Source organism: Streptomyces sp. Pv4-95 (assembly GCF_045782725.1).
Classification (GTDB): Bacteria; Actinomycetota; Actinomycetes; order Streptomycetales; family Streptomycetaceae; genus Streptomyces.
Genome location: NZ_CP127172.1, coordinates 1,108,432 through 1,132,109, shown reverse-complemented (window position 1 = coordinate 1,132,109; position 23,678 = coordinate 1,108,432). Strand labels below are relative to the sequence as shown.

Below are 23,678 nucleotides of genomic sequence, written 5' to 3'. Positions count from 1 at the left end.
AGCGCCCGAAACGCGAACTCCTCGCTTCGAGTGCGCCTGAGCCTGCGCCTGAGCCTGCGCGTGCACTCGGCGCCTGCGCTTGCGTCTCCTAGGGATCCTAGTTTATATCTAGACCCCCTAGGAAACCGAGGAGAGCGCATGGTGCGGGCAGGGCTGACGGCGGAGCGGGTGACGGTCGCGGGCGCCGAGCTGGCGGACGAGGTCGGGCTCGACCATGTGACGATGTCGCAGGTGGCGCGGCGGCTCGGGGTGAAGGACGCCAGCCTCTACACGCATGTGCGCGGCCTGGAGGATCTGCGCGGACGGATCGCGCTGCTGGCGGCGGACGAGAAGACCATCCGCATCGCCGAGGCGACCGCCGGACGGGCGGGCAAGGACGCGCTGGTCGCGTTCGCCGACGCCTGGCGGGAGTACGCCCGCACCCATCCGGGCCGCTACACGGCGACGCAGACCCCCCTCCAGATCGCCCCCGAGCTGGCCGCCGAGGCACGCGGACCCCGGCGCGCGGTCGAGCTGACCTACGGCATGCTGCGCGGCTACGGCCTGGCCGAGCCCGACCTGACCGACGCGGTCCGGTTGCTGCGCAGCACGTTTCACGGCTTCGTCGCCCTGGAGGCCGCCGGAGGGTTCGCGCACGAGCGTTCGCCGCAGCACTCCTGGGTCCGCGCCCTCGACGCCCTGCACGTCCTCCTGGAGCACTGGCCCACGTCCCGAGAAGGAGACCCCTCATGACCGTCCCGACCATCGGAAGGCTGCGTGTGGATGGCGCGACGCTGCACCACGTGGTGCGCGGCCAGGGCCCGCTCCTGCTGCTGATCCCCGGAGGGGCGGGCGGCGCGGCCTCCTTCGATGGCATAGCCGACGACCTGGCCGCCGAATACACCGTCGCGACCTACGACCCGCGCGGCATGTCCCGAAGCACCCTGGACGACACCGAGGCCGAGCAAAGCGTGGCCGAGCACGCCACCGACGCACTGCGGATACTGGATCTGCTGTCGCCCGGCGAGCCCGCTCGGGTGTGCGGCATCAGCTCGGGCGCGATCACCGCCCTGCATCTGCTCACCGCCCACCCCGGACGCGTCGAACGCCTCGTGGCGCACGAGCCCCCGGTCGTGGAGGTCCTGCCGGACGCCTCCGAGCATCGCGCGCTCATCGCGCGGGTGCAGGAGGCGTTCCGCACCGAGGGGCTCATGCCGGCGATGGCCGTCTTCGCCGCCGGTCTGAAGAAGGCCGGCGACACCGTCGAACCGGAGGCCGCGAGGAGGCTTCCGCCGCAGGCGGCGGCGCGGGCCGAGGCGACGATGGCCAACCTGCCGTACTTCGTCGGGCGCATCGTGCCCCGGTTCATGTCCTACGCCCCCGATGTCCACCGGCTGCGGGCGCTCTCGGACCGGCTCGTCCTCGCCGGCGGCCAGGACTCACGAGGCGAGCTGCCCTACCGGTCGGCCGCCTTCCTTGCCGACCTGCTCGGCACGGGATTCCGGCACTTCCCCGGCGGGCATACCGGCTTGACCACCCACCCCGCCGAGTTCGGGGAACTCCTGCGGAAGGCATTCCGCGCCTAGAGCTGTGGCCGTCGGCCCGCGGGAGGATCTTGGTCGTGGGGCCGCCGAGGTCAGCGCGGATGCGCGAGCAGGTCCTTTCGCGGCAGGGGCCGGTGAAGGGCGAGGAGGGCCTGGTCGTCCTGGGGGGCGCCGTCGCTGTGGCGGCTCACGTCACGGACGAGGAAGTCGAGGACGGTGGTCAGGTCCGGGAGATGGCCGGTCTGGCGCAGGTAGGACTGCATCATGCGGGGGACGCGGTCGGCGGGGTCGAAGAAAACGCCTGCGCGGTCGCGGGCCTCGGTGACGCCGTCGGTGAAGCACAACAGCGTCGCCCCGGGTGGGAAAGGGTGGGTTTCCACCGGTGATTTCCAGCTCCCCAGAGCGGTGATGCCCAGCGGCGGAGCTTCCTCCGACGGCTCCAGTACGCGGGCGGTGCCGTCCCTGTGCAGCAGGAGCGGTGCGGGGTGGCCGCGGTTGATGAGGTGGAACCGGCTGAGGTCACTCGCGAACTGCACGATGAGGGCAGTGGTGAACCCTTCGATCGAGTCCAGCCCCTCGCGGCGCTGGCTCTCCCGCAGCAGCGCGCCCTCCATGCACTCCACGAGGCTCGGCAGGTCGGGCTCGTGGTCGGCGGCGTAGCGGAAGACCCCGATGTCGACGCTGACCGCCGTCACGGCGGACAGCCCCTTGCCCCTGACGTCGCCGACCATGGCACGCACCCCGAAGGGTGTCTCCTGCACCACGTAGAGATCGCCGCCGATCAGGGCCATGTCCTCGGCCGGCACGTAGCGGGCGGCGATCCGCAGGCTGCCCAGCCGGCTGGGCGGGCGGGGGAGAACGGCTCGCTGGGCCACTTCCGCGGCGTAGCGTGCCCGGCTGGCGCTGACGTGCTGTGTGCGCAGCGACCGGTTCAGACCGATGGCCAGCGCGGTGACGGCCGCCAGGGTGATCTGAACCGCGGCGTCGTCCTGCCAGCCGTAGGTTCCGTCGACGTAGCCCAGGCCCGCCTGCACCAGCATCGCCGTGAGGCCGATGCCGACGATGCCGGCCGGGCTGAGCAGCGAAACGGCCGTCACCGGCGCCACGGCCAGCAGGGGAGCCGAGGACACCGTGGTAGGTGTCAGCAGATCTACCAGGGCCGCGAGCGCGATCACTACCGCCGGAATCCAACGGCGTACCCGTGACCACACTGGCAACACCCTCATCAGGCCATTCTGCCCTGATCGGCAACAGAACGCCCCCGCCCCCGCCCCCGCGCCGCGTGACAACGCCCGCCCCGCCGAGTCCGAACTCGGTGGAGCGGGCGTTCGTGCCGCAAGGAGGGGCGTCCGTGGCCCTCAGCCGGATGGCCGGTCGCCGCCGCCGGCCGGCCCGGGCGGTGCCGTGCCGAGGCGCAGCATGACCTTGCTGCTGCCGCTGGTGGGATCGGCGGCGACTGCCAGTGCCTCGGCGGCCCGGTCCAGGGCGAAGCGGTGGCTGATGACCGGCGAGACGTCGAGGCCCTGGTGCATGGCCAGGAGCGCGTCATCGATCTCCTCGACGAAGCGGTACGAGCCGATCCAGGTGATCTCGCGCGTGACGAGATCCCCGAGGGCGGCGGTGACGGCCGTGCCGGGCAGGTTGCCGACCTGTACGAGGGTGCCGCCGCGCGCGGTTGCCCGCAGCACCGGCCCCAGTGCGGGCGGTGCGCCCGATGCCTCGAAGGCCAGCTCCACGTCCTGCGGGAGAGTCGCGCCCTGGCCGAGGTCGACCGTCTCGTCCGCGCCCATGGCCTTGGCGACCGCGAGCGACGACGCCGAGAGGTCCGCGGCGATCACCGAGGCGGCCCCTCGGTGCCTGGCGGCGGCCACCACCAGCGACCCGATCGGGCCGGCACCGTTGACCAGGACCGTCTTCCCGCTCAGGTCCCCGGCGCGGTGCACGGCGTGCAGGGCCACCGCGAGGGGTTCGGCGAGCGCGCCGTGCTCGGTGGAGACGTTCTCCGGCAGCGGCCGTATCTGGGCCGCGCGGACCACCCGGTACTCGCTGAAACCGCCGTCGGTGTGCGGATGGAGGGCTGCCGAACCGAAGTAGCGGATACAGGGGTGGAGGTTCGTACGGCCGGCGATCCGGTCGGGCAGCGGGTCGTTCCCCACCGGCTCCGCCGGGTGGACGGTGACCGGCTGCCCCTCCGCCAGTCCGGTGACCTCCTTGCCGACGGCGGCGATCCGGCCGGCGACCTCGTGGCCGAGCACCAGCGGATCCTTGAGGGCGGCCGTACCGGACGTCCCGTGCTTGAAGTAGGCGACGTCGGAACCGCAGATCCCGCCCCACTCCATGGCCAGGAGGACCTCCTGCGGGCCCGGCACCGGTACGGGGCGCTCGTCGATCCGGAGGTCGCCGGGGCCGTGGGCGACGACTGCCTTCATGCCGCGTCCTCCAGACGCACCAGGTCACGTCCGCGCGTCTCGGGCGAGAGGATGATGGCCACCAGGGTGATGAGTGAGTAGACGACCAGCATCGCCGCGACGGGCCACCAGCTGCCGGTGACGGCGGTGAGGGTGGCCGCGACGACCGGGCCGACGGCGGTGGCGAGGATGCCCCCGATCTCCTTGGCCAGCGCCAGCTGGGTGAAGCGGGTGCGCGCCCCGAACAGTTCGGCCATCGTGACGCTCTCCAGCGAGAACAGACCCAGGACACCCACATTGAGCCCGACGATCATGCCGGCCATCACGCCGGCCGTGCTGCCGGAGGCGATGAGCATCATCACGGGGAACGCGAGGACGATGGTCAGCACGGTGAGGGCGAGGTAGAGGGGACGGCGGCCGAAGCGGTCGCCGAGCAGGCCGATCAGCGGCACGGTGGCGAAGCCCAGCAGCGAGCCGTACACGATGGCGTCGGTGGGGACGGACCGGTCGGCGCCCAGCGTGGTGGCGATATAGCCGACGAGGAACGTCTGCATCAGGCCCGAGTTGCCGGCCTGCCCGAAGCGGAGGCCGAGCGCGAGGAAGAACGCCTTGCCCTTGCGCTGCCGGATGCCGGCTTCCAGGACGCTCTCCTGCTGCGCGTCGGTGGTCTTGCTCGCGACCGCGGTGGCGACCTCCGCGCGGGACATCGCCACCCCGTCCACGACGTCCGCCCGGTCCTCGAACACCGGGCTCTCCTTGAGGTTCCGGCGCAGCCAGACCGCGAAGACCATGAGCGCGAAGCTCAGCAGGAACGGCAGCCGCCAGCCCCAGGTGACCAGCTGCTCCTCGCTCAGCGTGGCGAGCAGCACCGCCCACAGGCCCGAGGCGGCGAGGGTGCCGGAGTTGGTGCCGAGGGAGACCAGCGAGGAGATCAGGCCGCGGCGCCGGGCGGGGGCGTACTCGGCGAGCATGACGGTGGCGCCGGCGATCTCGGCGCCGGCGCCGAAGCCCTGCACCAGGCGCAGGACGACCAGCAGGATCGGCGCGAGGATGCCGATCGCCCCGTACGTGGGCAGCACGCCTATCAGCGTGGTCGAGGCGCCCATCAGCAAGATGGTGAGGAACAGGACCTTCTTGCGTCCGATGCGGTCGCCCATCCGGCCGAAGTAGAGGGCGCCGGCGAGCCGCGCGACGTATCCGACCCCGTAGGTCGCCATGGCGGCGATCAGGCCGATCGCGGGGCTGACATCGGGGAAGAAGATCTTGTTGAAGACGATGGCGGCGGCCAGCGAGTAGAGCTGGAAGTCCATGAATTCCATGGCGGTGCCGAGCCAGCCGGAGACTGCTGCTCTGGTGAGATCGCGGGTCGTTCTTCTCGCGGCGCTCATCGGCTCCGTCGCTTGCGTTTCCGTCATGAGGAACTCCATTGTTCTCTGGCCGTGCGGGAGCGGTGGGACGGGGGAGTGGCTCCCTGGGTGTGGCGGTCCTTGGGGAGGGGCCGGTCCGGGCCGGACCTCGGTGCGGGTCAGACCTCGATGCGGCCGGCCCGCAGGGCGGGTAGTCGGGCCGCGACGGCGGTGGTCAGGGCGTTGTCCTCGGCCAGATCCGCGGCACCGAGCGCGTGGAGTAGCCGGCGGACGGTGTCCTCCGCCGCGGAGCCCGTACCGTCGCGCCAGCAGCGGTGCAGGGCCGCGGCGGCGGGGTCCGTCGTACCGAACAGCTGCCCGCCGTCACCGCCGGGCCGCGTGGCGTTCGCCCAGGCGGCCAGCGCGAGTTCCAGTACGGGGGTGGCGGCGGAGGCGGCCCGCAGCTCACGCAACGCGTCGAGCCACCGCTCGGGGATCTTCAGGGATCCGTCGGAGCCGATCTGCCGGAGCAGGTGCCGCACGCCGGGATTGCGGAACCGCTGCACCAGCCCCTCGGCGTAGGCCGCCGGGGCGGGGCCGCCGGCGGGCAGCGTCGGGGCGATCTCGGTGCACAGGGCACGCACCAGCCGCTCGCCCCAGTCGGTCGCCAGGGTGTCGGCGATGGTCGTACAGCCCGCCGCGGCGCCCGCGTAGGCCAGCGCCGAATGACAGCCGTTGAGCATCCGCAGCTTGGTGAGCTGGTACGGCACGACGTCGGGGACGAACAGGGCACCGTCCAGCTGCCACGGGGGCCGCGGCCCGGCGAAGGAATCCTCCAGCACCCACTGCCGGTACGGTTCGCCGACGACGGGCAGCGCGTCGTGCACGCCGAGCGCAGCCTGCGCCGCCCGCCGGTCCGCGTCGGTGGTGGCGGGCACGATGCGGTCCACGATCGTCGACGGGAACGTCACCGACGTGGCCATCCAGTCGAGGACGGCCTGCCGGTCCGGCCACGGCGCGGCCTCGACGAAGTCGCGCACGACCCGGCCGAGCGCGGCGCCGTTGGCCGCCATGTTGTCGCAGGAGACGACGCTGACGGGGGCGCCGCCGGAGCGCATCCGCGCGGCGAGTCCCGCGGCGACGCGCCCGATGACGGTGGTGAGCACACCGGTCCCGCCGGCCGCGAGGTCGGCGGCGACGCCCGGAGCCGCGGTGTCCAGCGCGCCTGAGTCCGGGCGGCGGTGGTAGCCCTTCTCGGTGATGGTCAGGCTCACCACGCAGACATCGGGGGAGGCGAGCAGCCCGTCGATCCGCGCCGCGTCCGGCCGCATTCCCAGGGCGTCCACGATCGCACCGGACACCCGGGTGACGGTGCCTTCCGGACGCAGCTCGGTGATCGAGTAGAGGCAGTCCTGCGACCGCAGCGCATCCGCCGTTCCGGTCGAGCGCGGGGCGACGACGACGGTCCCCCAGGGCTCGCCGGAGCGGGCGGCGGCGGTCTCCGTGTAGCGGGCCTGGTGCGCCCGGTGGAAGGCGCCGAGGCCGAAGTGGACGACGCGCGGACGCAGGTCGCCGGGGTCGACGGCGGGGCGCAGGGCCGGGGGCACCCGGTCGAGGGTGCGGCGGCCCAGCAGGGGAGCGGCCGGGGACGAGGGCAGGTTCATGCGGGTCACCAGTCGTGCACCGAGCCGTCCAGGCGGCGCGCCACGGGCAGGTACCGCGCCTGGTACGGAAAGCGTTCGGCGGCCTCCTCGTCGTACTCGACGCCGAGACCGGGCTCCTCGGACGGGTGCAGCATGCCGTCGGCGAACGTCACCCCGCTGCGGAAGACCTCGGCGGTCTCGTCCGCGTGCTCCATGTACTCCTGGATGCCGAAGTTGGGGACCGTGGTGTCGAGGTGGACGGCGGCGGCGAGGGTGACCGGGGAGAGGTCCGTCGCCCCGTGCGAGCCGGTCCTGACCTGGTAGAGCGCGGCCAGGTCGAAGATGCGGCGCAGGTGCGTGATGCCGCCGGCGTGCACGACGCTGGTGCGGACGTAGTCGATGAGCTGCTCGGTGATCAGGTGCTGGACGTCCCAGATCGACGTCAGTACCTCGCCCACGGCGACCGGCGTCGTCGTGTGCTGCCGGATGAGCCGGAACGCCTCCTGGTTCTCGGCCGGCGTCGGGTCCTCCATCCAGAACAGCCGGCAGTCCTCGACCTGCTTGCCGAAGCGGGCCGCCTCGATGGGGGTGAGCCGGTGGTGCACGTCGTGCAGGAGGTGGAAGCCGAAGCCGAAGCGCTCCCGGACCGCCTCCAGATACGTGGGCGCGAACCGCAGATACGCCTCGGTGTCCCAGGGCTGCTCGTCGGGCAGCGAGGTGGCGGCCGGTTCGTAGACCTTGCCCTTGCGTACGCCGTAGGTGCCGCCGACATCCGGGACGGCGGCCTGCGCGCGCACGGCACGGTAGCCGAGGTCCAGATAGCGCTCGACATCGTCGAGCAGTGACGCGGTGTCCGTGCCGCTGGCATGCCCGTAGACCATGACGCCGTCGCGGGAGCGGCCGCCGAGCAACTGGTAGAGCGGCAGCCCCGCGACCTTGCCCTTGATGTCCCACAGGGCCGTGTCCACGGCGGCGATGGCGGTCATCGTCACCGGTCCGCGGCGCCAGTACGCGCCGCGGTACAGGTACTGCCACAGGTCCTCGATACGCGCCGGGTCCTTGCCGATCAGCAGCGGTACGAGGTGGTCTCGCAGGTAGCTCGCCACGGCCAGCTCGCGCCCGTTCAAGGTGGCGTCGCCCAGCCCGACCACGCCGTCCGAGGTGGTGATGCGCAGGGTGACGAATGTCCGGCCGGGGGAGGCGACGAACACCTCGGCACGTTCGATCTTGCTCACGGAAATCTTGCTCCTTCGGTATACGCACCGTGCCGGTGGACGGTGTGCGGCAGACCCGGACCACTGGTCGACCAGCACTGGTATACAAGCATTGGTCGTACAGGTGCGCAATACTTTCGAAACATCGATTGACCAGCATGGGCAGTGCGGCCTGCGGGCCCCGATACGATGAGCGCATGGCTCGATCGAACCGGCAACGAACCAGCCGCCTGGCCGTCTACGAGACGCTGCGCCGCAAGGTTTTGGCCCTGGAACTCCCACCGGGCGCGGCGCTCTCGGAGAACGAGCTCGCGGCGTCCCTCGGGGTGAGTCGCACCCCGGTCCGGGAGAGCCTCATCCTCCTGTCGCAGGAGGGGCTGGTGCAGATCTTTCCGCAGGTCGGGTCGTTCGTCTCGCGCGTCGATCCGGCCAGGGTGGCCGACGCGCAGTTCCTGCGGGAGGCCGTGGAACTCGCCGCACTCGACGACCTCCCCGCCGAGCTCGACCCCGAGCAGGTCGAGGAACTGCGCCGCAACCTCGCCGAGCAGCAGCGGCCGGGCCTGGATCTCGAGGAGTTCTTCGCGCTGGACGAGGCGTTCCACCACGCCCTGCTGCGGCTGAGTGGACACGGCAGTGCCTGGGCGACCGTGGTCTCGGCCAAGGGGCATCTCGACCGGGCGCGCCGGCTCGGCCTCTACGACACCGCGTCACCGGCGGGCTTCGCCGCCCAGCACGTCGAGATCTTCGACGCGGTGCTCGCGGGCGAAGCCGCACAGGCCCGCTCGGCCATGCGCGCCCACCTCCGGGCGGTGTTCGATGACGTCGAGCGCGTCCGGACGCGCTCGCCCGAGCTGTTCGCCAAGGACACAGGGTCGGTGCCGGTCCGCCGCAACGTCGTCGTCTGGGACTGACGGACCGCCGTCGCAAGGCGGCTCCCCTCTCCCGCGCGCAGGCACGGAAACGGGCACGGGCGCCTGCGCGACCCGTGCCCGATGTGCGGAGACGTCGGCGGCTACTCGAAGCGCGAGGGGTCGCCGGCTCCTCGGCGGACGATTTCCAGTGTGTCGCCGGAGAAGTCGATGACCGTGGTCGGCTCGGTGCCGCAGTCGCCGGAGTCGACCACCGAGTCCACGACGTGGTCGAGCCGCTCCTTGATCTCCCAGCCCTGGGTCATCGGCTCCTCCTCGTCGGGCAGGAGCAGGGTGCTGGAGAGCAGCGGCTCACCGAGCTCGGTGAGCAGCGCCTGGGCGACGGGGTGGTCGGGGATCCGGACGCCCACCGTCTTCTTCTTGGGGTGCATCAGCTGCCGGGGCACCTCCTTCGTCGCGGGAAGGATGAAGGTGTAGCTGCCGGGCGTCGCTGCCTTGATCGCGCGGAACACGTCGTTGTCGATGTGCACGAACTGCCCGAGCTGCGAGAAGTCCTGACACACCAGCGTGAAGTGGTGGCGGTCGTCGAGGTTGCGGATCGACCGGATCCGGCCGATGCCGTCACGGCTGCCCAGCCGGCATCCCAGCGCGTAGCAGGAGTCCGTCGGGTACACGACGAGCGCACCGGAGCGGATGCTTTCAGCAACCGTGCTGATGGTGCGCCGCTGGGGATTTTCGGGGTGCACGTCGAAATACTTCGCCATCCGCAGAGTCTAGGTGCACGTCCCGCAGTTCAACGACCTGCGACGTCACCCGGTCCTGCGGCCCGGTCGGCTCCGCACCGACGAGGTCGCCGCCCGAGGGGACGAGGGTTACGTTGGTGAAGGTCGATGTCGACCGGCTGCCGCCCTGGTCGCAGGGCAGCGACGGCGTCGGAATCGGAAACGGAAGGACGATCACCATGTCCACACAATCCGACCCGCACCTCGCGATGGTGAAGCCGGTGATGCCGCGGACCCCCGACGGCTGCGAGGAGTGCCTGCGCCTGGGCTCTCCCTGGGTGCATCTGCGACTGTGCCTGACCTGCGGGCACGTGGGCTGCTGCGACTCCTCGCCGCTCAAGCACGCCAGTCAGCACGCCAACGACGACGCCCACCCCATCGTGCAGTCGCTGGAGCCGGGTGAGGACTGGCGCTGGTGCTACATCGACGAAGCGATCGTCTGAGGGATGCCGAGGCCGAGGCTGACGCGGTCGGACGCGGACGCCGACGCCGCAGACCGCAGGAGGCGACCCGCCGGCCGGCCGGTAACTGACACCCTCCCCCCGACCCCTGGTGACGGCACATCAGATCGAAGCGTCTGCCGCACACATGAGTGGCGCGTCGCATGTGTCCTGACCTGCCGGGCGGTTCAGTCGGCTTCCGTGGGCGGCGCGGGCGGACCCGTACCGCCGCCCCGCCGCGAGCCCTCCTCGCCGCCCGTCCCCGCCGTGCCCTCCCCGGGCTGCGCCTCCCGCTCCGCACGCGCGTGCCGCTCCTGCCGGGAGGACTCGATGTCCCGCTCCAGCGGCGATGTGTCCATGGCGGCCGTCAGATCCTGCATCCCCCGCAGCAGGAGCTCCGCTCCGCGTCGCACCACCGGATCCATGCCGGAGCCGGCTCTCTCCCAGGCGTCGAGAGCCTTCTCGGTCCGGCCCCAGACCGGGGCCCGCCACCCCCGCAGATCCCGTGCCCCGCGCTCGGTGTCCGCCTGGAGCGATTCGGCGAACTCCTCGGCCTCCGGGACGGGCCGCGTTCCGCGTTCCGGCAGATGCGCCTCCAGGAGCATCGCCGCACGCCCCAGCGCCGTGAGCGCATCCTGGGCCCCCTGAGCCGCCTCGCGCGTCAGCCCGCCACGGTGCCGTACGGGCTCCTGCTTGGCCCGCTCGAAGGCTTCCTCCCACGCGGCCTGGTCCTCGCGGGCGGCCAGCAGCGCCCCGCGCACGTCCTTGCGGTGCCGGCCCGTGGGGTCCGCGTAGCTGCCGACCACCGCCGCCGCGTACCGCCCGCTCGCGGTGAGCCAGTCCGCGAGCCGGTCCAGCAGCCGCGGAGTCTCCCAGGCCGGGAACACCAGGTAGGCGACCATCGCCAGCACACCGCCGAGCATCGTGAGCAGGACCCGGTCCCGCACCGTCTGGTGCCACTCCGCGCCGCCCATCCCGAGCAGAAAGACCACATACGCCGCGGCGAAGGACTGGGAGACCGCGTAGCCGGTCCGCATCAGGAGGTACATCAGCGCGGCGGACAGCACCGCCAGGCACCCGGAGAGCGAGGCATCCGGGTGGGCCAGCTGCACCACCCCGGTGGCCAGCGCCACGCCCACCAGGGTGCCGGCGAACCGTGCCACGGCGCGCGAGTACGTCTGGTGGAAGTCCGGCCGCATCACCAGCACCGAGGTGATGGGCACCCAGTAGCCGTGGCCGAGGGGGAGCGCGGTGCCGAGCAGGTAGCCGAGCGACGCCACCGCCGCGAGGCGTACGGCGTGCCGGAGTACGGGGGAGTCGCGGTCGAGTTCGCGGCGCAGCGCCCGAAGGATGACCGGTACCAGCCGGAACAGCGTCGGCCGCAGCAGGGCCGGGGAGGTTGCCGCGTCGTGGTCGCCGTCGGAGGTGTCGTGGGTCCGTCCGCTGCCGGCGATCTCCGCTACCTCGTCGAGCTGACCGGCCAGCCGGACCGCGGCCTGCCGTGCCGGCCCCTCCAGCGCGTCGTCCTCCGTGACGCGTACGCCCTCCGAGGGCACCCGGGCCGGGCCGTCGCGACGGATCGAGCGGGCCGCGCCGTCCAGGATGTCCGCGGCCGTATGCAGCACTTCCCGGGCCCGGTCACGCCCCGGCCCTTCCTCCGGGGCTCCCACCCGGGGGTCGGCCAGGGAGGCGAGGACCGGCCGGATGCGCTCGGCCAGTGCCCGGGGGCCGTGCAGCGCGGCAGGCCGTCGGCGTGCCTGCGACGGCGTGACGGTGGCGGCGCTGCGGGCCGTCATCATCGGTTCCGGGTCGAAGGGCGCCACCGGGTCGTGGCGCAGCCGCCTGGCGTAGTCCGCCACCGCGGCGAACGCGTCGGCGAGCGCGTCGCGGTGCCGGCCCCATCTGCGGATCGGGAACAGGAGGATGAGCGTCGCCTGCACCACTCCGCCGAACGCGATGACCGCGGCGTGCTCCAGCGCGTCGGCGACGCTGGTGGGCAGGGTGACCGTCACCAGCATCATGGCCACCGTCGTCGCGGACACGATCCCGGCGGTCGGACCGACGGACCACGCCATTCCGGCGAGGAAGGCCCAGAGGGCGAGCACCAGCAGGAACGGCACGGTGTACGCCGCCGCGAGATAGCCCAGGAACGTACTGAGAGCCAGTCCCGCACCGGCGGCGAGCGCGACGACCTTTCGCGGGCGCCAGCTCCGCTGGAACGTGGCGGTGCCCGCCGAGAAGGCGCCGAACGCGGCGGACGCGGCGAACGCCGGGGAGACCAGCGACAGCGCGAGGCCGATCACGATCGCCACGCCGGCCGCCGCGCGCAGCGCGACCAGGGGTTCGAGCCGGGTCCGCTCGATCGTCAGCCCGGAGCGCACGATCTCCCTCAGCGCCCGCAGCCACGTCACCCGGCCGAGCTTAGGACGGAAGCGGGCGCGCTCCGCGGGAGCCGCACCGGGGAGCGCGGGAGTCGGCCGTCCGCATCTGATGCGGCATCAGACACATTCGTGTCGCGTTGTCGTGGCCGTCCTGCGCCCCTTGGCCGCCGCTCCTTCTCCGACCCCGGCGCAACGCCTCGACCACCGCGTCCGGCGAGGTACGGGAGCCTGCTCGGGCGCGTGGTGCCCCCTCCTGGGGTGCCGCCGGCTCGCAGGCAGGCGGACAGCGCGGAGGCCGCCTGCCGCCGGCGGTCCCGTCCGCGGGCGCCCTCGCGGGCGGGGCGAGGTGACCGGCCGCAATGTGCCTCGCGGACCAGCCGTCGTGCCGTCCGTGAGCGGGCAGGACCGACGGCGCAAGCGGGCGCGATGCCTGTTCACAGCGGTGCGGTCGCCGCGTCGGGCACGTCGCAGGAAACTGGAGTGAACGGGTGCATTCACCGTGTTCCCCGAGCTCTCGGATCCGGTGGGCCCCGTCTTGTTGAGGAGGTGGCCGTCCATGGCGGAGCAGACCAGAAGCAGCTCGTCCGGTGCCGGACGAAAGGGAGACGCGACGTTGCAGTCCGGCGAGACCGGGCCCGGCACGCCGCCGGGGAGCCGGGGGAGGACAACCCTCTCCGACGGCGTGGTGGCGAAGATCGTCGGTACCGCGGCACGGGAGGTGCCGGGCATCCACGCACTGGGCGGCGGACTCGCCCGCACCATGGGTGCCGTACGCGACCGGGTTCCCGGTCGGGGCGGACAGGTGACCCGCGGAGTGAATGTGGAGGTCGGTGAGCGCCAGACGGCCGTCGACCTCGACGTTGTCGTCGAGTACGGCACGCCCATTGCCGAGATCGCCGCGGAGACCCGCGAGAACGTCATCGCCGCGGTGGAGCGCATGGCGGGCCTGGAAGTCGTCGAGGTGAACATCGCCGTCGACGACATCCACCTGCCCGACGAGGAGGACGAGGAGGAAGAGGGCCAGTCACGGGGACGGGTGCGCTGAGCGGGGAGATCTGGCTCGCCGTATCCGAACGGGGGCGCGGCTCTGAGGAGTGCCCCTCGCGGAGAACGAACGGCGGCTCTGTGAGCGGGGGATGAGCTGCTGTGGCCTGGTGGGCTCCGCCCCGGGCGGAGTTCCCCGTTCTCACGGCCTGCTGCGGGGCGCCGCGCTTCGTGCCGGGCCACGGGGCCCTGTGCGTCAGCGACACTCCGGCAAACGCGTATCGCACGGCTTCTGGTGCTGCGTCACGTGAGCAGTCGTCACCAGGCGTGCGACGGAGGGCTGTCGCCTCCGCCGAACGGGCGGCCTCCCGGCCGTGGCGTCGAAGCGGGCGGGAGGGCCCGTGATGGACTGAACCGGCGGTGACCGCGCCGGCCGGGGGCCCACGGCACGGCGCCGTTCACCTGCTATTTCCGATGGCGCGCCGAACCGGGAACATCTGCGACCTCGATCGATCGACGCCATGAGAGATCGACGCCAGGAGAGGACGTGCGATGCGCACCCGGGCGAACGAGTCCCTCGCTTCCCTGTGCAGTGCGACTGAGCGGTCCGGCTTCGGCACGGCTCCTCCCGGCCCCGGCACGGCTCCGTCCGGCCCGGGACCGGGCTCGGCACGTACCGGCGCAGCGCTCTTCGGCACCTTGGACCCCGAGGCGGTGGACGCCGATGTCCCGGGCGCCGTCGACGGGGCCCTCGCGGCCGTACTGCGCGAGCGGGCCGCCGACGCGGTGGCGATCGACCACACCTTCGCGACGGACCTCGCCGAACGTGTCGCCCGCTTCACCCTGAGCGGCGGGAAACGTACGCGCTCGCAGTTCCTGTGGTGGGGGATGCGGGCGTGCGCCGGCGGCACCACCGCGGCGGAGGTGGCGGCCGCCCTGCGCATCGCCGCCGGGCTGGAACTCCTCCAGACCTGCGCCCTGGTGCACGACGACGTCATGGACGGCTCCCCACTGCGCCGTGGCCGGCCGGCCGTGCACGCCGACCTGACGGCGCAATACGGTGCCGGGAGCGACGACGGCGCCACGGAGCCGTTCGGCAGGGCGGCCGCCATCCTCGCCGGGGACCTCGCGCTGGCCTGGGCCGACGACACCGTCACCGAGACCGACCTGGCCCCCGACCCGCGCCGCCGGGTGGACGGGATCTGGCGGGCCATGCGCACGGAGATGGTCGCCGGCCAGTACCTCGACCTGCACAACCAGGTCACGCGCTCCCGTTCGCGGGAGCAGGCGATCCGCACCGCGTCCTTGAAGAGCGGGCGGTACTCCGTCGAGCGACCGCTGACTCTCGGCGCCGCGCTGGCAGGGGCCGATGAGCCCACCGGCCGCGCCCTGGGCGCCGCGGGCCGCTGCGCGGGGATCGCCTTCCAGCTCGGCGACGACCTGCTCGGGGTCTTCGGCGATCCGGACCGCACCGGCAAACCGTCCGGCGACGACATCCGGGAAGGCAAGCTGACCTACCTGGTCGCCGTCGCCCGGGCGCGTGCCGAGGACGCCGGGGACGAGGCGGCGGGGGCCCTGCTCGACCGCTCCCTGGGAGACGCCGGCCTGTCGGACGACGACGTGGACCGGGTGCGCGAAGTGCTCGTGACGACCGGCGCTCGGGCCGCCGTCGAAGCCGAGATCGGCCGTCTCGCCGCGGACAGCGCACGCCACCTGGACGAGGCGGGCGTGGAGCCCGGCGCGGGCGGCCGACTGCGCGACCTGGTGGGCGCCATCGCCGGCGAGCGGGCCGCCGCCGGCCGGCCGTGCGGCCCGGGCACGGCGGGCGGTGGTGGAGGCCCCGGCGGTGAAGCGACCGACACCCGCACCGCCGGAGGAGGCAGCCGATGAAGGTACTCAGCGGGCCCACGGACCATGTCGTGGTCGTCGGGGCCGGGCTCGCCGGGCTGTCGGCGGCCCTGCATCTGCTCGGTGCCGGGCGCCGGGTGACCGTCGTCGAGCGCGACGCACTGCCCGGCGGCCGTGCGGGCCGCATCGAACGCAACGGCTACCGCATGGACGCGGGGCCGACCGTGCTCACCATGCCGGACCTCGTCGAGGAGGCCTTCGCGGCGGTCGGCGAACGGCTCGGCGACCGCATGGAACTCATCGGCCTGCACCCCGCCTACCGCGCCCGCTTCGCCGACGGCACCCAGCTGGACGTGCACACCGACGCCGAGGCGATGGAGGCCGAGGTCGAGCGGTTCGCCGGGCCCGCCGCGGCGGCCGGCTACCGGCGGCTGCGCGACTGGCTGGAGAAGCTGCACCGCGTTCAGATGCGCCGCTTCATCGACGCCAACTTCGACTCGCCGCTCCAACTGCTCCACCCCGATCTCGCCCGGCTCGCGGCCCTCGGGGGCTTCGGCCGCCTGGACGCCCGCGTCGGCCGCTTCCTCCCCGACGAACGGCTGCGCCGGGTCTTCACCTTCCAGGCGCTGTACGCCGGCGTGCCGCCCGCACGCGCCCTCGCCGCCTACGCCGTCATCGCCTACATGGACACGGTCGCCGGGGTGTACTTCCCCCGCGGCGGCATGCACGCGCTGCCGCAGGCCATGGCCGACGCGGCCGCCGACGCGGGCGCCGACTTCCGCTTCGGCCGCCCCGTCACCCGGCTGGAGCGCACCGGCGACCGGATCACCGCCGTCATCACCGACCAGGCACGGCTGCCCTGCGACGCGGTGGTCCTCACCCCGGACCTGCCGGTCAGCTACGGCCTCCTCGGACGGCAGCCGCGCCGCCCCCTCGCCCTGCGGCATTCGCCTTCGGCGGTGGTCCTGCACGCCGGCACCGACCGCACCTGGCCCCAACTGGCCCACCACACCCTCTCGTTCGGCTCCGCCTGGCGAAGCACGTTCCACGAACTGACCCGTTCCGGACGCCTGATGACGGACCCTTCGCTGCTCATCACCCGCCCCACGGCCACCGACCCGGGGCTCGCACCGCCCGGCCGACACCTGCACTACGTCCTGGCCCCCTGCCCCAACACCGACATCGGGCCCGACGCCCGCGAGTGGCGGGACCTCGCGCCCCGCTACCGCGACCGGCTGCTCGCGACGCTCGACCGCCGCGGCCTCGACGGCTTCAGCTCCGCCATCGAGGAGGAGTGCCTGGTCACCCCGGCGGACTGGACCGCGGCCGGGCATGCCGCGGGCAGCCCGTTCGCCACCGCGCACACCTTCGCGCAGACCGGCCCCTTCCGCCCGCGCAATCTGGTGAACGGCACCGAGAACGCCGTGCTCGCGGGCTGTGGCACCACCCCGGGCGTGGGCGTGCCGACGGTCCTCCTCTCCGGCAAGCTCGCCGCCGCCCGCGTCACCGGCCCCCGGCCCCGACGCGTCGCGCCCCGAGCACCACGGCCGGCGGCGAAGGGCGTCCCGGCATGACCGACCGCGAACTGGACGCAGCGGGCATCACCGACCCGGCCCTGCGCGCCGCCTACGCGCGGTGCCGTCGCCTCAACGCCCGGCACGGCAAGACCTACTTCCTCGCCACCCGGCTGCTCCCCGTCGCGCGGCGCCCCGCCGTGCACGCCCTCTACGGCTTCGCACGCTGGGCCGACGACATCGTCGACGACCTCGACGGCGACACGACCACCGCGGAACGCGGCCGCGCCCTCGCCGTCCTGCAACAGCGGCTGGAGTCCGGGCTGCGCCACGGCGACAGCGTCGAGCCGGTGGTCAGGGCACTGACCCACACCGCACGCGAGTACGGCATCGACCACCGCCACTTCGCGGACTTCATGGCGTCCATGCGCAGCGACCTGGAAGTGACGGACTATCCGACCTTCGAGGACCTGAGCCGCTACATGCACGGGTCGGCCGCGGTGATCGGCCTCCAGATGCTGCCGGTCCTCGGCACCGTCGTCCCCCGCGAGGAAGCGGCGCCGCACGCGGCAGCCCTCGGCGTCGCCTTCCAGCTCACCAACTTCCTGCGGGACGTCGGCGAGGACCTCGACCGCGGCCGTGTCTACCTGCCCGCGGACCTGCTCGCCGCCCACGGCGCCGACCGCGAACTCCTGCACTGGAGCCGGGCGACGGGCGCCAGGGACCGCCGCATCACCGCCTCCCTCGAAGCCGCCGCCGACCTCACCCGCGGCATCTACCGCGAGGCGGCCCCCGGCCTCGCCATGCTGGACCCGGTCTCCCGCCCCTGCATCCGTACCGCGTTCGTCCTCTACGGCGGCATCCTCGACGCCGTACGCGACGACGGCTACGCCGTACTGCACCGCCGCGCGGCAGTGCCCCGCCGGCGCCGCGTCGCCGTGGCACTCGACGGGCTGACGCGCGTCGCCGCCGCCCGCCTGCGCGCGGCCGGCTTCCCCCGGCCGGAGCCGGCGCACCGGCTCCCGGCTCCCGGGCGCATCCACGGGGAGGCGGCATGAGCGGCGCGGACCGCGCGTGGCGGGGGCGCTATCCCCTGCGGCTGCGTCGCCGCCCCGTCCCGTGGGAGCGGCAGCGGCCCACCTGGCAGGACGCCAAGCCCGGCCTGATCGCCGCCGCTCTGAAGCGCGCGACGGCCCGTCCTTCCGGGAACTGGTACGTGGTCTGCGCCGCGCGCGACCTCACGCCCGGCCGTCCCATCGGCCGTACCGTCGCCGGCACGGAAGTGGTGCTCTGGCGTGACGCGGGAGGGCGGCTGATCGCGGGACCGGGGGCCTGTCCACATCTGGGCGCGCCGCTCAAGGACAGCACGGTGCGCTGCGGCACCCTCATCTGCCACTGGCACGGACTCGCCCTGGACGGCGCGCCGTTCGCGGGCTGGGAACCCTTCCCCGCCTACGACGACGGTGTCCTGGCCTGGGTGCGCCTGGACGAGGCAGGGGCGGAGGAACCCCTGGGGCGGCCGGTTCTCCCCGAGCGTCCGCACCCCGCTGGAGCCGTCGCGGCGGTCTACACCGGGATCGGCGTGTGCGAACCGCAGGACGTGGTCGCCAACCGGCTCGATCCCTGGCACGGAGCGTGGCTCCACCCGTACTCGTTCGTCGATCTCAGCGTGGTGGACGTGCCCGCCGAGGGCGCGGGCCGGGACGGCTTCGTGCTGGACGTCTCCTTCAAGGTCGCAGGACGGGCCGTGGTGCCGGTCCGGGCGGTCTTCACCGCGCCCGAACCCCGCACGGTCGTCATGCACATCACCGAGGGGGAGGGGCGTGGATCGGTGGTGGAGACCCATGCCACTCCCCTCGGGCCGGACGTTCGGGGCAGGCCGCGCACCGCGGTCGTCGAGGCGGTCGTCGCCTCCTCCGACCGGCCCGGATTCGCCGTGGCCCGCGCCGCCGCGCCCGTGCTCCGCCCGTTGATGCGGGCGGCCGCCGGGCGCTTGTGGCGGGACGACCTGGCCTACGCGGAACGGCGCTGGGCCTTGCGCAGCAGCGGCCGCTTCCCGGGCTGACCCGCCCGCCCGTGCCGTGTGCCCGGCCGGCCGAGGTCAGCCGGCTCCCAGTCGGGCCACGGCCCGCAGCGCCGCGGACCGGCCCTTGTCCGGCACGGTCCACAGGACCTGGCCGCGTACGCCCCACCGTTCCAGCAACGTGTTCGCGGCCAGGAACCCGGTGGTGGCCGCACGCTCCATCAGCGCCACCGGATACGGCGTGTGCACCAGATCCCCCGCCATCACCACGGCCGGGTCGGGTGTGCGCACCGTGGGCCGGTCGGAGAAGCCGCCCACGGAGAACAGCGGGCAGTCGGCACGCCATTCGTGCCGGGCGTCGATGACCCTCGCCTTGCGCGTCTCCGGGTACACCCGGGCCAACTGCGTTGTCAGAAGGTCCTGTTCGGCGGTGCGGTCGGCTCTTGGATCGACCGCGTAGGCGTGCAGTTCCACCACCGAACCGCCGGTGCGCGCGGCCCAGCGGGCGGCTTCGCCCTCCCAACGCTCCAGCACGCTGACGTTGTCTAGCGGTCCGTAGCCGCTGGTGCCCAGGAACCCGGGCCGGTGCGCCGCCACCGGGCGGTCCAGCCACAGCCGGGACACCAGGAACGGGGGCGCGGTGCGCAGCCGTGCCAGGCGGGCGCGCCACGGCGCGTCGCCCAGCCGCGGCGACGCGCCGGCCAACTGCCGCAGCCCGCCGGTGTCCAGCGCGAGCACCACCGCGTCGTGGTGCCGGGTGCGGCCCTCCGCTTCGACGACCAGCCCGCCGCCCACCGCCGGCTGTACGCTCCCCACCTCCACGCCGGTACGCACCTGTGTGCCGTGCCCGGTCAGATAGCGGGCAAGCGGTTCCCACAGCGCCTGGGGAAACGGCTCGCCCGGCACGTCGAAGAGCAGTCCCTCGCTGGAGCCGAGAAAGTAGATGTGGAACATCAACACCAGCTCGGCGGCGGACAGTTTCCGCGGATCGGCGAAGAAGCTCCGGGAGAACACCTCGAACGCCAGATGGTGAGCGGCCTCCGGGAAGCGGATGCGGGCCAGGAACTCCCGTGCGCTCAGGTCGTCGAACCGCTCGTACACCTGCGGCACCCGGACGTCGAGCAGCGGCAGCGCCGCCCCCGGATTCAGCCGCAGCAGGTCCTGCCAGCCGAACGCGGGACTGCGCGCGACAAAACCGAGCGCGCTCCACGGCGGGGTCCGGGGCACCCGCGCGAAGCTGTCGTACATCCCGCCGCTGTGCCGCAGCGGATAGTCGGGCAGCGCGGTGAGCATGCGGAGCGCCGGGTCCGCGCGGCGCAGCAGCCCCCGCAGGTTGTAGTACTGGCGGAAGAACGCGTGGAAGCCACGGCTCATGGTCGCCCGGGAGCCGTCCGCGAGCTCCACCGGCCAGCCCGCGAGCCGGCCGCCGAGCTGCCGCTCACGCTCGTACAGCGTGACGCGCGCGCCGCGTTCGGCCAGGGCCGTGGCGGCGGCGAGTCCGGCGATGCCGCCGCCGATCACGGCGACGCCGGGTGCGCTTTCGGCAGCGAACCGGCGGCTGCCCGGCGCCGGCCACACCACCCGCGCCCGTCGGTCCCTGCCGCGCGCCGGGATCGCGGCGCCCGCCCCGACCTCGCGGCCGCTCACCGCCGCCCCTCCGCCGGCGCCGGCGCGCGGGCCACGAAGGTGTGGGTGATGCCGGTCTGCCACCCCGGCATCGGCAGGACCCGTACGGCCTCGAACCCGGCTCGGGCCACCCGCTCGCCGAACTCCGTTGCGGTGTCGAACTCGACGACACTGCGCCACAGATGCCGGTACAGCTCCGCGTCCCCGGCGAGTCGCCCGGCCGGCATCACGATGCCGCGACACACCGCCGTCCACAGCGCGCGGTGACCGGCGCTCCCGCCGAGGGAGTACTCGTGAACGGCCAGTCGGCCGCCGGGCGTGAGCAGCTCGCGTACCGCGGTGAGAGCCCCGTCGGGGTCGGTGACATTGCGGAACAGATACGCCGCGAACGCGGCGTCGAACGGCCCCGCCACGCCGGCCGCGCCCAGCTCCTCCACCGCGGCGTGCACGAACGACACCTCGCGCGGCCAGGACTTGGCGGCCGCCCGCTCCAGCATCCCGGCCGACGCGTCCACCGCCACGATCTCGGCGCCGGGAGCCGCGGCGAGCAGCGCGGCGGTGGAGGCGCCGGTGCCGCAGCCCAGATCGAGCAGGCGCAGGCCCGCGCCGCCGTCGGGCAGCCGCAGCCGGCGGGCGGAGCGCCGCAGATCGTGGTGGTATCCGGGATTCACCGCCACCAGCCGGTCGTAGGCGCGGGAGGCGTGGTCGAAGGCCGCGGACAGCTCGTCATCGCGTAGCAGGGTCATCTGACGCTCTCTTCCTGGTCGAAGGGCCGTTCCGGACGGCCGGACGCGGATCGTGCCGGGGGCGGCCGCCGGGCCAGCCACGGGACTTCGAGGGCGGTACGCACCATCGGCGCCATGGGCGTGTGCAGTCCGACGAGGAGGTCCTCCCACACCCGGGACCTGCCGTCGAGGAAGCGCAGCATCCGCTCCATCGGCAGGGCGCGGAACAGCCCGGTGAAGAACTCCGCCCCGTCCACCCGCCCGCTGTCCAGCGCCCGCAGCAGCACCGCGTCCATCGCCCGGGACCGCCACGCGTGCGGGGGCGGTGGCGACGGCGCTCGCCCGGCCAGGAGATCGTCCGCGATCGCCGCGGTCTGGCGCTGCACGGCGGCGAACGTGTAGCCGGTCGAGGGCCGGGTGGCGCCGCCCGCCGTGCCGATCCGCAGCACCGAGCGGCCCGCGCGGCGCGGGAAGCGGGCGTCCGTCATCGGGATCACGCCCTGTTCCACGGCCGTGACGCGGAACTCGCCGAGCCCCAGGACATCGCCCGTGTAGTGGCGCAGTGCCCGGTCGTAGGCGTCGTCGCCGCTCACCGCGCGCGAGAACTCGGTGTATTCCACCAGCGCTTCCCGGGGGCCCAGCGGCAGGACGTAGCCGAAGGACAGGCCGTGCGCGGGCTGCCGGGTACGGAAGTCCATCAGGTCCGCGACCCGCGGATCGAAGGCCGGGCGGGCGGTGCGCAGGAACCAGCCCCGAAAGTGCTGGAGCAACGTCGTGCGCGCGGCCGGCAGATGGGGCGGCGGGCGGGAGTCGAAGGCCCACCGGGCCCTGAAACGCACCGGGTTGCCCGCCGCGCCCTGTCCGTGGACCTCCGCGCCGTCCGGCGTGTCGCGGATGCTCCGCACCGTGGCCTCGATGCGGCGGAAGCCGTCCACGTCCGACAGCCGCTCCCCGGTCAGGGTCTCGAAAGCCCTCGATCGGAGCATCTTGTACCGCAGGGGCTCCGGCCGCCCCACGGTGCAGCCGCCGTCCCTGCCCCGTACCCGCAGCTGCTCCCACGACGCGGACAGCGCGGCGTCGTACTCGCCGCCGGGGCCTTCCCAGAAGCACCAGGTGCGCTCCGGCGGTCTGAGCGGCCCGTGCGGCGCGTCGACGAGGAGGACGGAGGGGCGGGCGGATCCGGCGGCCGCCGTGCACAGGCGGTGCGCGAGAGACAGACCTGCCGCACCCGCTCCCACGATCACGATGTCCGCGTCGCGCACCGCACCTCCTCCCGGACGATCGGCCCGGGCGGCTGACGCCCGCCCGGCTCCGGAGATCTTTCCGCAGAGCTGACGCGCACCGGCGCAGGCGGCGCCCGGGAGGGGGAGGTTCTGCCTCTCGCGGCCTATTGGCTGCGCTCTCGCGGGTGGCGCGAGTGGTGGGGTGCGGAGCGTGACCGTCCTCTTGACCGTGCGCCATCAGCCGGTAAAGTCTAGACCAATTGGCGGACCGTCAGCATCCGTTCACGCCCGGTGTCGGCGCCGGGTGGGGAGCTGCGCGAAGCGGTCGCCGAGGAACACCTTCGCGTCACATCCACCCCCCAACGAGGCTTCCCGGGGCGGACGTTCGGCGCCCATCGGTGGCGTCAGGTCCCCTGTTCCCGCGCGGCGGCCTCCCTTCGCGAAAGGGTTGACATGAACAGGAAGAGAAGGCTGGCGCTCACCATCGGCGCGGGTATCGCTCCGCTCCTCGTCGTGACCATGCCCGCGAGCCCGGCGAGCGCGCACGGCTATGTGTCCTCACCGCCCAGCAGGCAGGCGCAGTGTGCGGCGGGCACCATCGAATGCGGCCCGATCAAGTGGGAGCCGCAGAGCGTCGAGGGACCCAAGGGGCTGACGAGCTGCAGTGGCGGCAACAGTCAGTTCGCCGAGCTCGACGATGACTCCAAGGGGTGGCGGGTCACCCCGGTCGGCTCGTCCGCGACCTTCAACTGGAAGCTGACCGCCCGTCACTCCACCAGTACCTGGCAGTACTACGTAGGCGGCCGGAAGGTCGCCGAATTCAACGACGGCGGCGCGCAGCCGCCGGAGACGGTCTCCCACAACGTCAACTTCGGCGGGGCGACCGGCAAGCAGAAGATCCTGGCGGTCTGGAACATCGCCGACACCGCCAACGCCTTCTACGCCTGCATCGACGTCAACATCGGCGGCTGACCGCAGGACACCGCTCGTCGCCCCGTTGCCGCTCCCGGGCAACGGGGCGTCAAGCCTGTCCGCATGCCCGTGACCGGCCTCCTGACCCACCGCCCGACAACCCCGCGACGGCGGGTCACCCGGCCCGGTCCCACGGCCAGGCCCTCCCGCCGGAGCC

At 73.3% G+C, this 23,678-nt stretch carries 20 protein-coding genes; 10 read left to right on the top strand and 10 right to left on the bottom strand.

Going from position 1 to position 23,678, the window contains the following annotated elements:
* The first annotated feature begins 138 nt into the window (after window positions 1-138).
* Both QOM21_RS05295 and QOM21_RS05290 read left to right on the top strand, forming a co-directional pair.
* Complete coding sequence (locus QOM21_RS05295) at window positions 139-732, top strand: TetR/AcrR family transcriptional regulator (RefSeq protein WP_407548559.1); 594 nt, start codon at window positions 139-141, stop codon at window positions 730-732.
* The gene (locus QOM21_RS05290; RefSeq protein WP_407548558.1) at window positions 729-1,565 is read left to right on the top strand and encodes an alpha/beta fold hydrolase; all 837 of its coding nucleotides are present in this window, start codon (window positions 729-731) and stop codon (window positions 1,563-1,565) included. Before QOM21_RS05295 ends, QOM21_RS05290 begins: the two co-directional genes overlap by 4 nt.
* 50 nt (window positions 1,566-1,615) lie before the next feature.
* Here QOM21_RS05290 and QOM21_RS05285 read toward each other — a convergent pair whose 3' ends face one another.
* The 5 genes from QOM21_RS05285 to manD form a co-directional block, all read right to left on the bottom strand.
* Entirely contained in the window at window positions 1,616-2,749 is a 1,134-nt protein-coding gene (locus QOM21_RS05285; protein ID WP_407548557.1) for a PP2C family protein-serine/threonine phosphatase, read from the bottom strand.
* A 132-nt stretch (window positions 2,750-2,881) separates the two neighbouring features.
* Complete coding sequence (locus QOM21_RS05280; RefSeq protein WP_407548556.1) at window positions 2,882-3,952, bottom strand: L-idonate 5-dehydrogenase; 1,071 nt, start codon at window positions 3,950-3,952, stop codon at window positions 2,882-2,884.
* Window positions 3,949-5,346: an MFS transporter gene (locus QOM21_RS05275; protein ID WP_407548555.1), complete on the bottom strand. Its 1,398-nt coding sequence runs from the start codon at window positions 5,344-5,346 to the stop codon at window positions 3,949-3,951. The genes QOM21_RS05280 and QOM21_RS05275 overlap by 4 nt, the downstream gene beginning before the upstream one ends.
* 110 nt (window positions 5,347-5,456) lie before the next feature.
* On the bottom strand, window positions 5,457-6,941 hold the full coding sequence (locus QOM21_RS05270) for a mannitol dehydrogenase family protein (protein WP_407548554.1): 1,485 nt from the start codon (window positions 6,939-6,941) through the stop codon (window positions 5,457-5,459).
* A 5-nt stretch (window positions 6,942-6,946) separates the two neighbouring features.
* Window positions 6,947-8,155, bottom strand: a complete 1,209-nt coding sequence (gene manD, locus QOM21_RS05265) for a D-mannonate dehydratase ManD (RefSeq protein ID WP_407548553.1) — start codon at window positions 8,153-8,155, stop codon at window positions 6,947-6,949.
* Window positions 8,156-8,331: 176 nt separating this feature from the next.
* Here manD and QOM21_RS05260 point away from each other — a divergent pair, with 176 nt between their 5' ends.
* The gene (locus QOM21_RS05260; RefSeq protein ID WP_393891348.1) at window positions 8,332-9,045 is read left to right on the top strand and encodes a GntR family transcriptional regulator; all 714 of its coding nucleotides are present in this window, start codon (window positions 8,332-8,334) and stop codon (window positions 9,043-9,045) included.
* 101 nt (window positions 9,046-9,146) lie between these two features.
* Here the strand turns inward: QOM21_RS05260 and QOM21_RS05255 are convergent, their stop codons facing one another.
* On the bottom strand, window positions 9,147-9,767 hold the full coding sequence (locus QOM21_RS05255; protein WP_407548552.1) for an L-threonylcarbamoyladenylate synthase: 621 nt from the start codon (window positions 9,765-9,767) through the stop codon (window positions 9,147-9,149).
* Window positions 9,768-9,964: 197 nt separating this feature from the next.
* Here QOM21_RS05255 and QOM21_RS05250 point away from each other — a divergent pair, with 197 nt between their 5' ends.
* The gene (locus QOM21_RS05250; RefSeq protein WP_407548551.1) at window positions 9,965-10,228 is read left to right on the top strand and encodes a UBP-type zinc finger domain-containing protein; all 264 of its coding nucleotides are present in this window, start codon (window positions 9,965-9,967) and stop codon (window positions 10,226-10,228) included.
* Window positions 10,229-10,413: 185 nt separating this feature from the next.
* On the opposite strand, the gene QOM21_RS05245 is transcribed toward QOM21_RS05250, so the two are convergent.
* Window positions 10,414-12,636 (bottom strand): FUSC family protein, encoded by a 2,223-nt coding sequence (locus tag QOM21_RS05245; RefSeq protein WP_407548550.1) that lies wholly within the window; start codon window positions 12,634-12,636, stop codon window positions 10,414-10,416.
* A 526-nt stretch (window positions 12,637-13,162) separates the two neighbouring features.
* Between QOM21_RS05245 and QOM21_RS05240 the strand changes: the two genes are divergently transcribed.
* From QOM21_RS05240 to QOM21_RS05220, 5 genes are all read left to right on the top strand, one after another.
* The gene (locus QOM21_RS05240; protein ID WP_407548549.1) at window positions 13,163-13,651 is read left to right on the top strand and encodes an Asp23/Gls24 family envelope stress response protein; all 489 of its coding nucleotides are present in this window, start codon (window positions 13,163-13,165) and stop codon (window positions 13,649-13,651) included.
* Between the two features lie 491 nt (window positions 13,652-14,142).
* Window positions 14,143-15,480, top strand: coding sequence for a polyprenyl synthetase family protein (locus QOM21_RS05235; protein WP_407548548.1), 1,338 nt, complete (start codon window positions 14,143-14,145; stop codon window positions 15,478-15,480).
* A complete protein-coding gene (locus QOM21_RS05230; RefSeq protein WP_407548547.1) occupies window positions 15,477-17,012 on the top strand; it encodes a phytoene desaturase in 1,536 nt (511 codons plus the stop codon). The genes QOM21_RS05235 and QOM21_RS05230 overlap by 4 nt, the downstream gene beginning before the upstream one ends.
* Complete coding sequence (locus tag QOM21_RS05225) at window positions 17,009-18,010, top strand: phytoene/squalene synthase family protein (RefSeq protein WP_407548546.1); 1,002 nt, start codon at window positions 17,009-17,011, stop codon at window positions 18,008-18,010. Before QOM21_RS05230 ends, QOM21_RS05225 begins: the two co-directional genes overlap by 4 nt.
* Complete coding sequence (locus tag QOM21_RS05220; protein WP_407548545.1) at window positions 18,007-19,017, top strand: DUF5914 domain-containing protein; 1,011 nt, start codon at window positions 18,007-18,009, stop codon at window positions 19,015-19,017. Before QOM21_RS05225 ends, QOM21_RS05220 begins: the two co-directional genes overlap by 4 nt.
* 36 nt (window positions 19,018-19,053) lie before the next feature.
* On the opposite strand, the gene QOM21_RS05215 is transcribed toward QOM21_RS05220, so the two are convergent.
* The 3 genes from QOM21_RS05215 to QOM21_RS05205 are packed head-to-tail and all read right to left on the bottom strand — an operon-like array spanning window position 19,054 to window position 22,588.
* A complete protein-coding gene (locus QOM21_RS05215; protein ID WP_407548544.1) occupies window positions 19,054-20,622 on the bottom strand; it encodes an FAD-dependent oxidoreductase in 1,569 nt (522 codons plus the stop codon).
* Window positions 20,619-21,347, bottom strand: a complete 729-nt coding sequence (locus QOM21_RS05210) for a class I SAM-dependent methyltransferase (protein WP_407548543.1) — start codon at window positions 21,345-21,347, stop codon at window positions 20,619-20,621. Before QOM21_RS05210 ends, QOM21_RS05215 begins: the two co-directional genes overlap by 4 nt.
* Window positions 21,344-22,588 carry a lycopene cyclase family protein gene (locus QOM21_RS05205; RefSeq protein ID WP_407548542.1) on the bottom strand — a complete coding sequence of 415 codons (1,245 nt, stop codon included), beginning with the start codon at window positions 22,586-22,588 and terminating at the stop codon, window positions 21,344-21,346. The genes QOM21_RS05210 and QOM21_RS05205 overlap by 4 nt, the downstream gene beginning before the upstream one ends.
* Before the next feature lie 414 nt (window positions 22,589-23,002).
* Here QOM21_RS05205 and QOM21_RS05200 point away from each other — a divergent pair, with 414 nt between their 5' ends.
* On the top strand, window positions 23,003-23,521 hold the full coding sequence (locus QOM21_RS05200; RefSeq protein WP_407548541.1) for a lytic polysaccharide monooxygenase auxiliary activity family 9 protein: 519 nt from the start codon (window positions 23,003-23,005) through the stop codon (window positions 23,519-23,521).
* The last annotated feature ends 157 nt before the right edge of the window (window positions 23,522-23,678 follow it).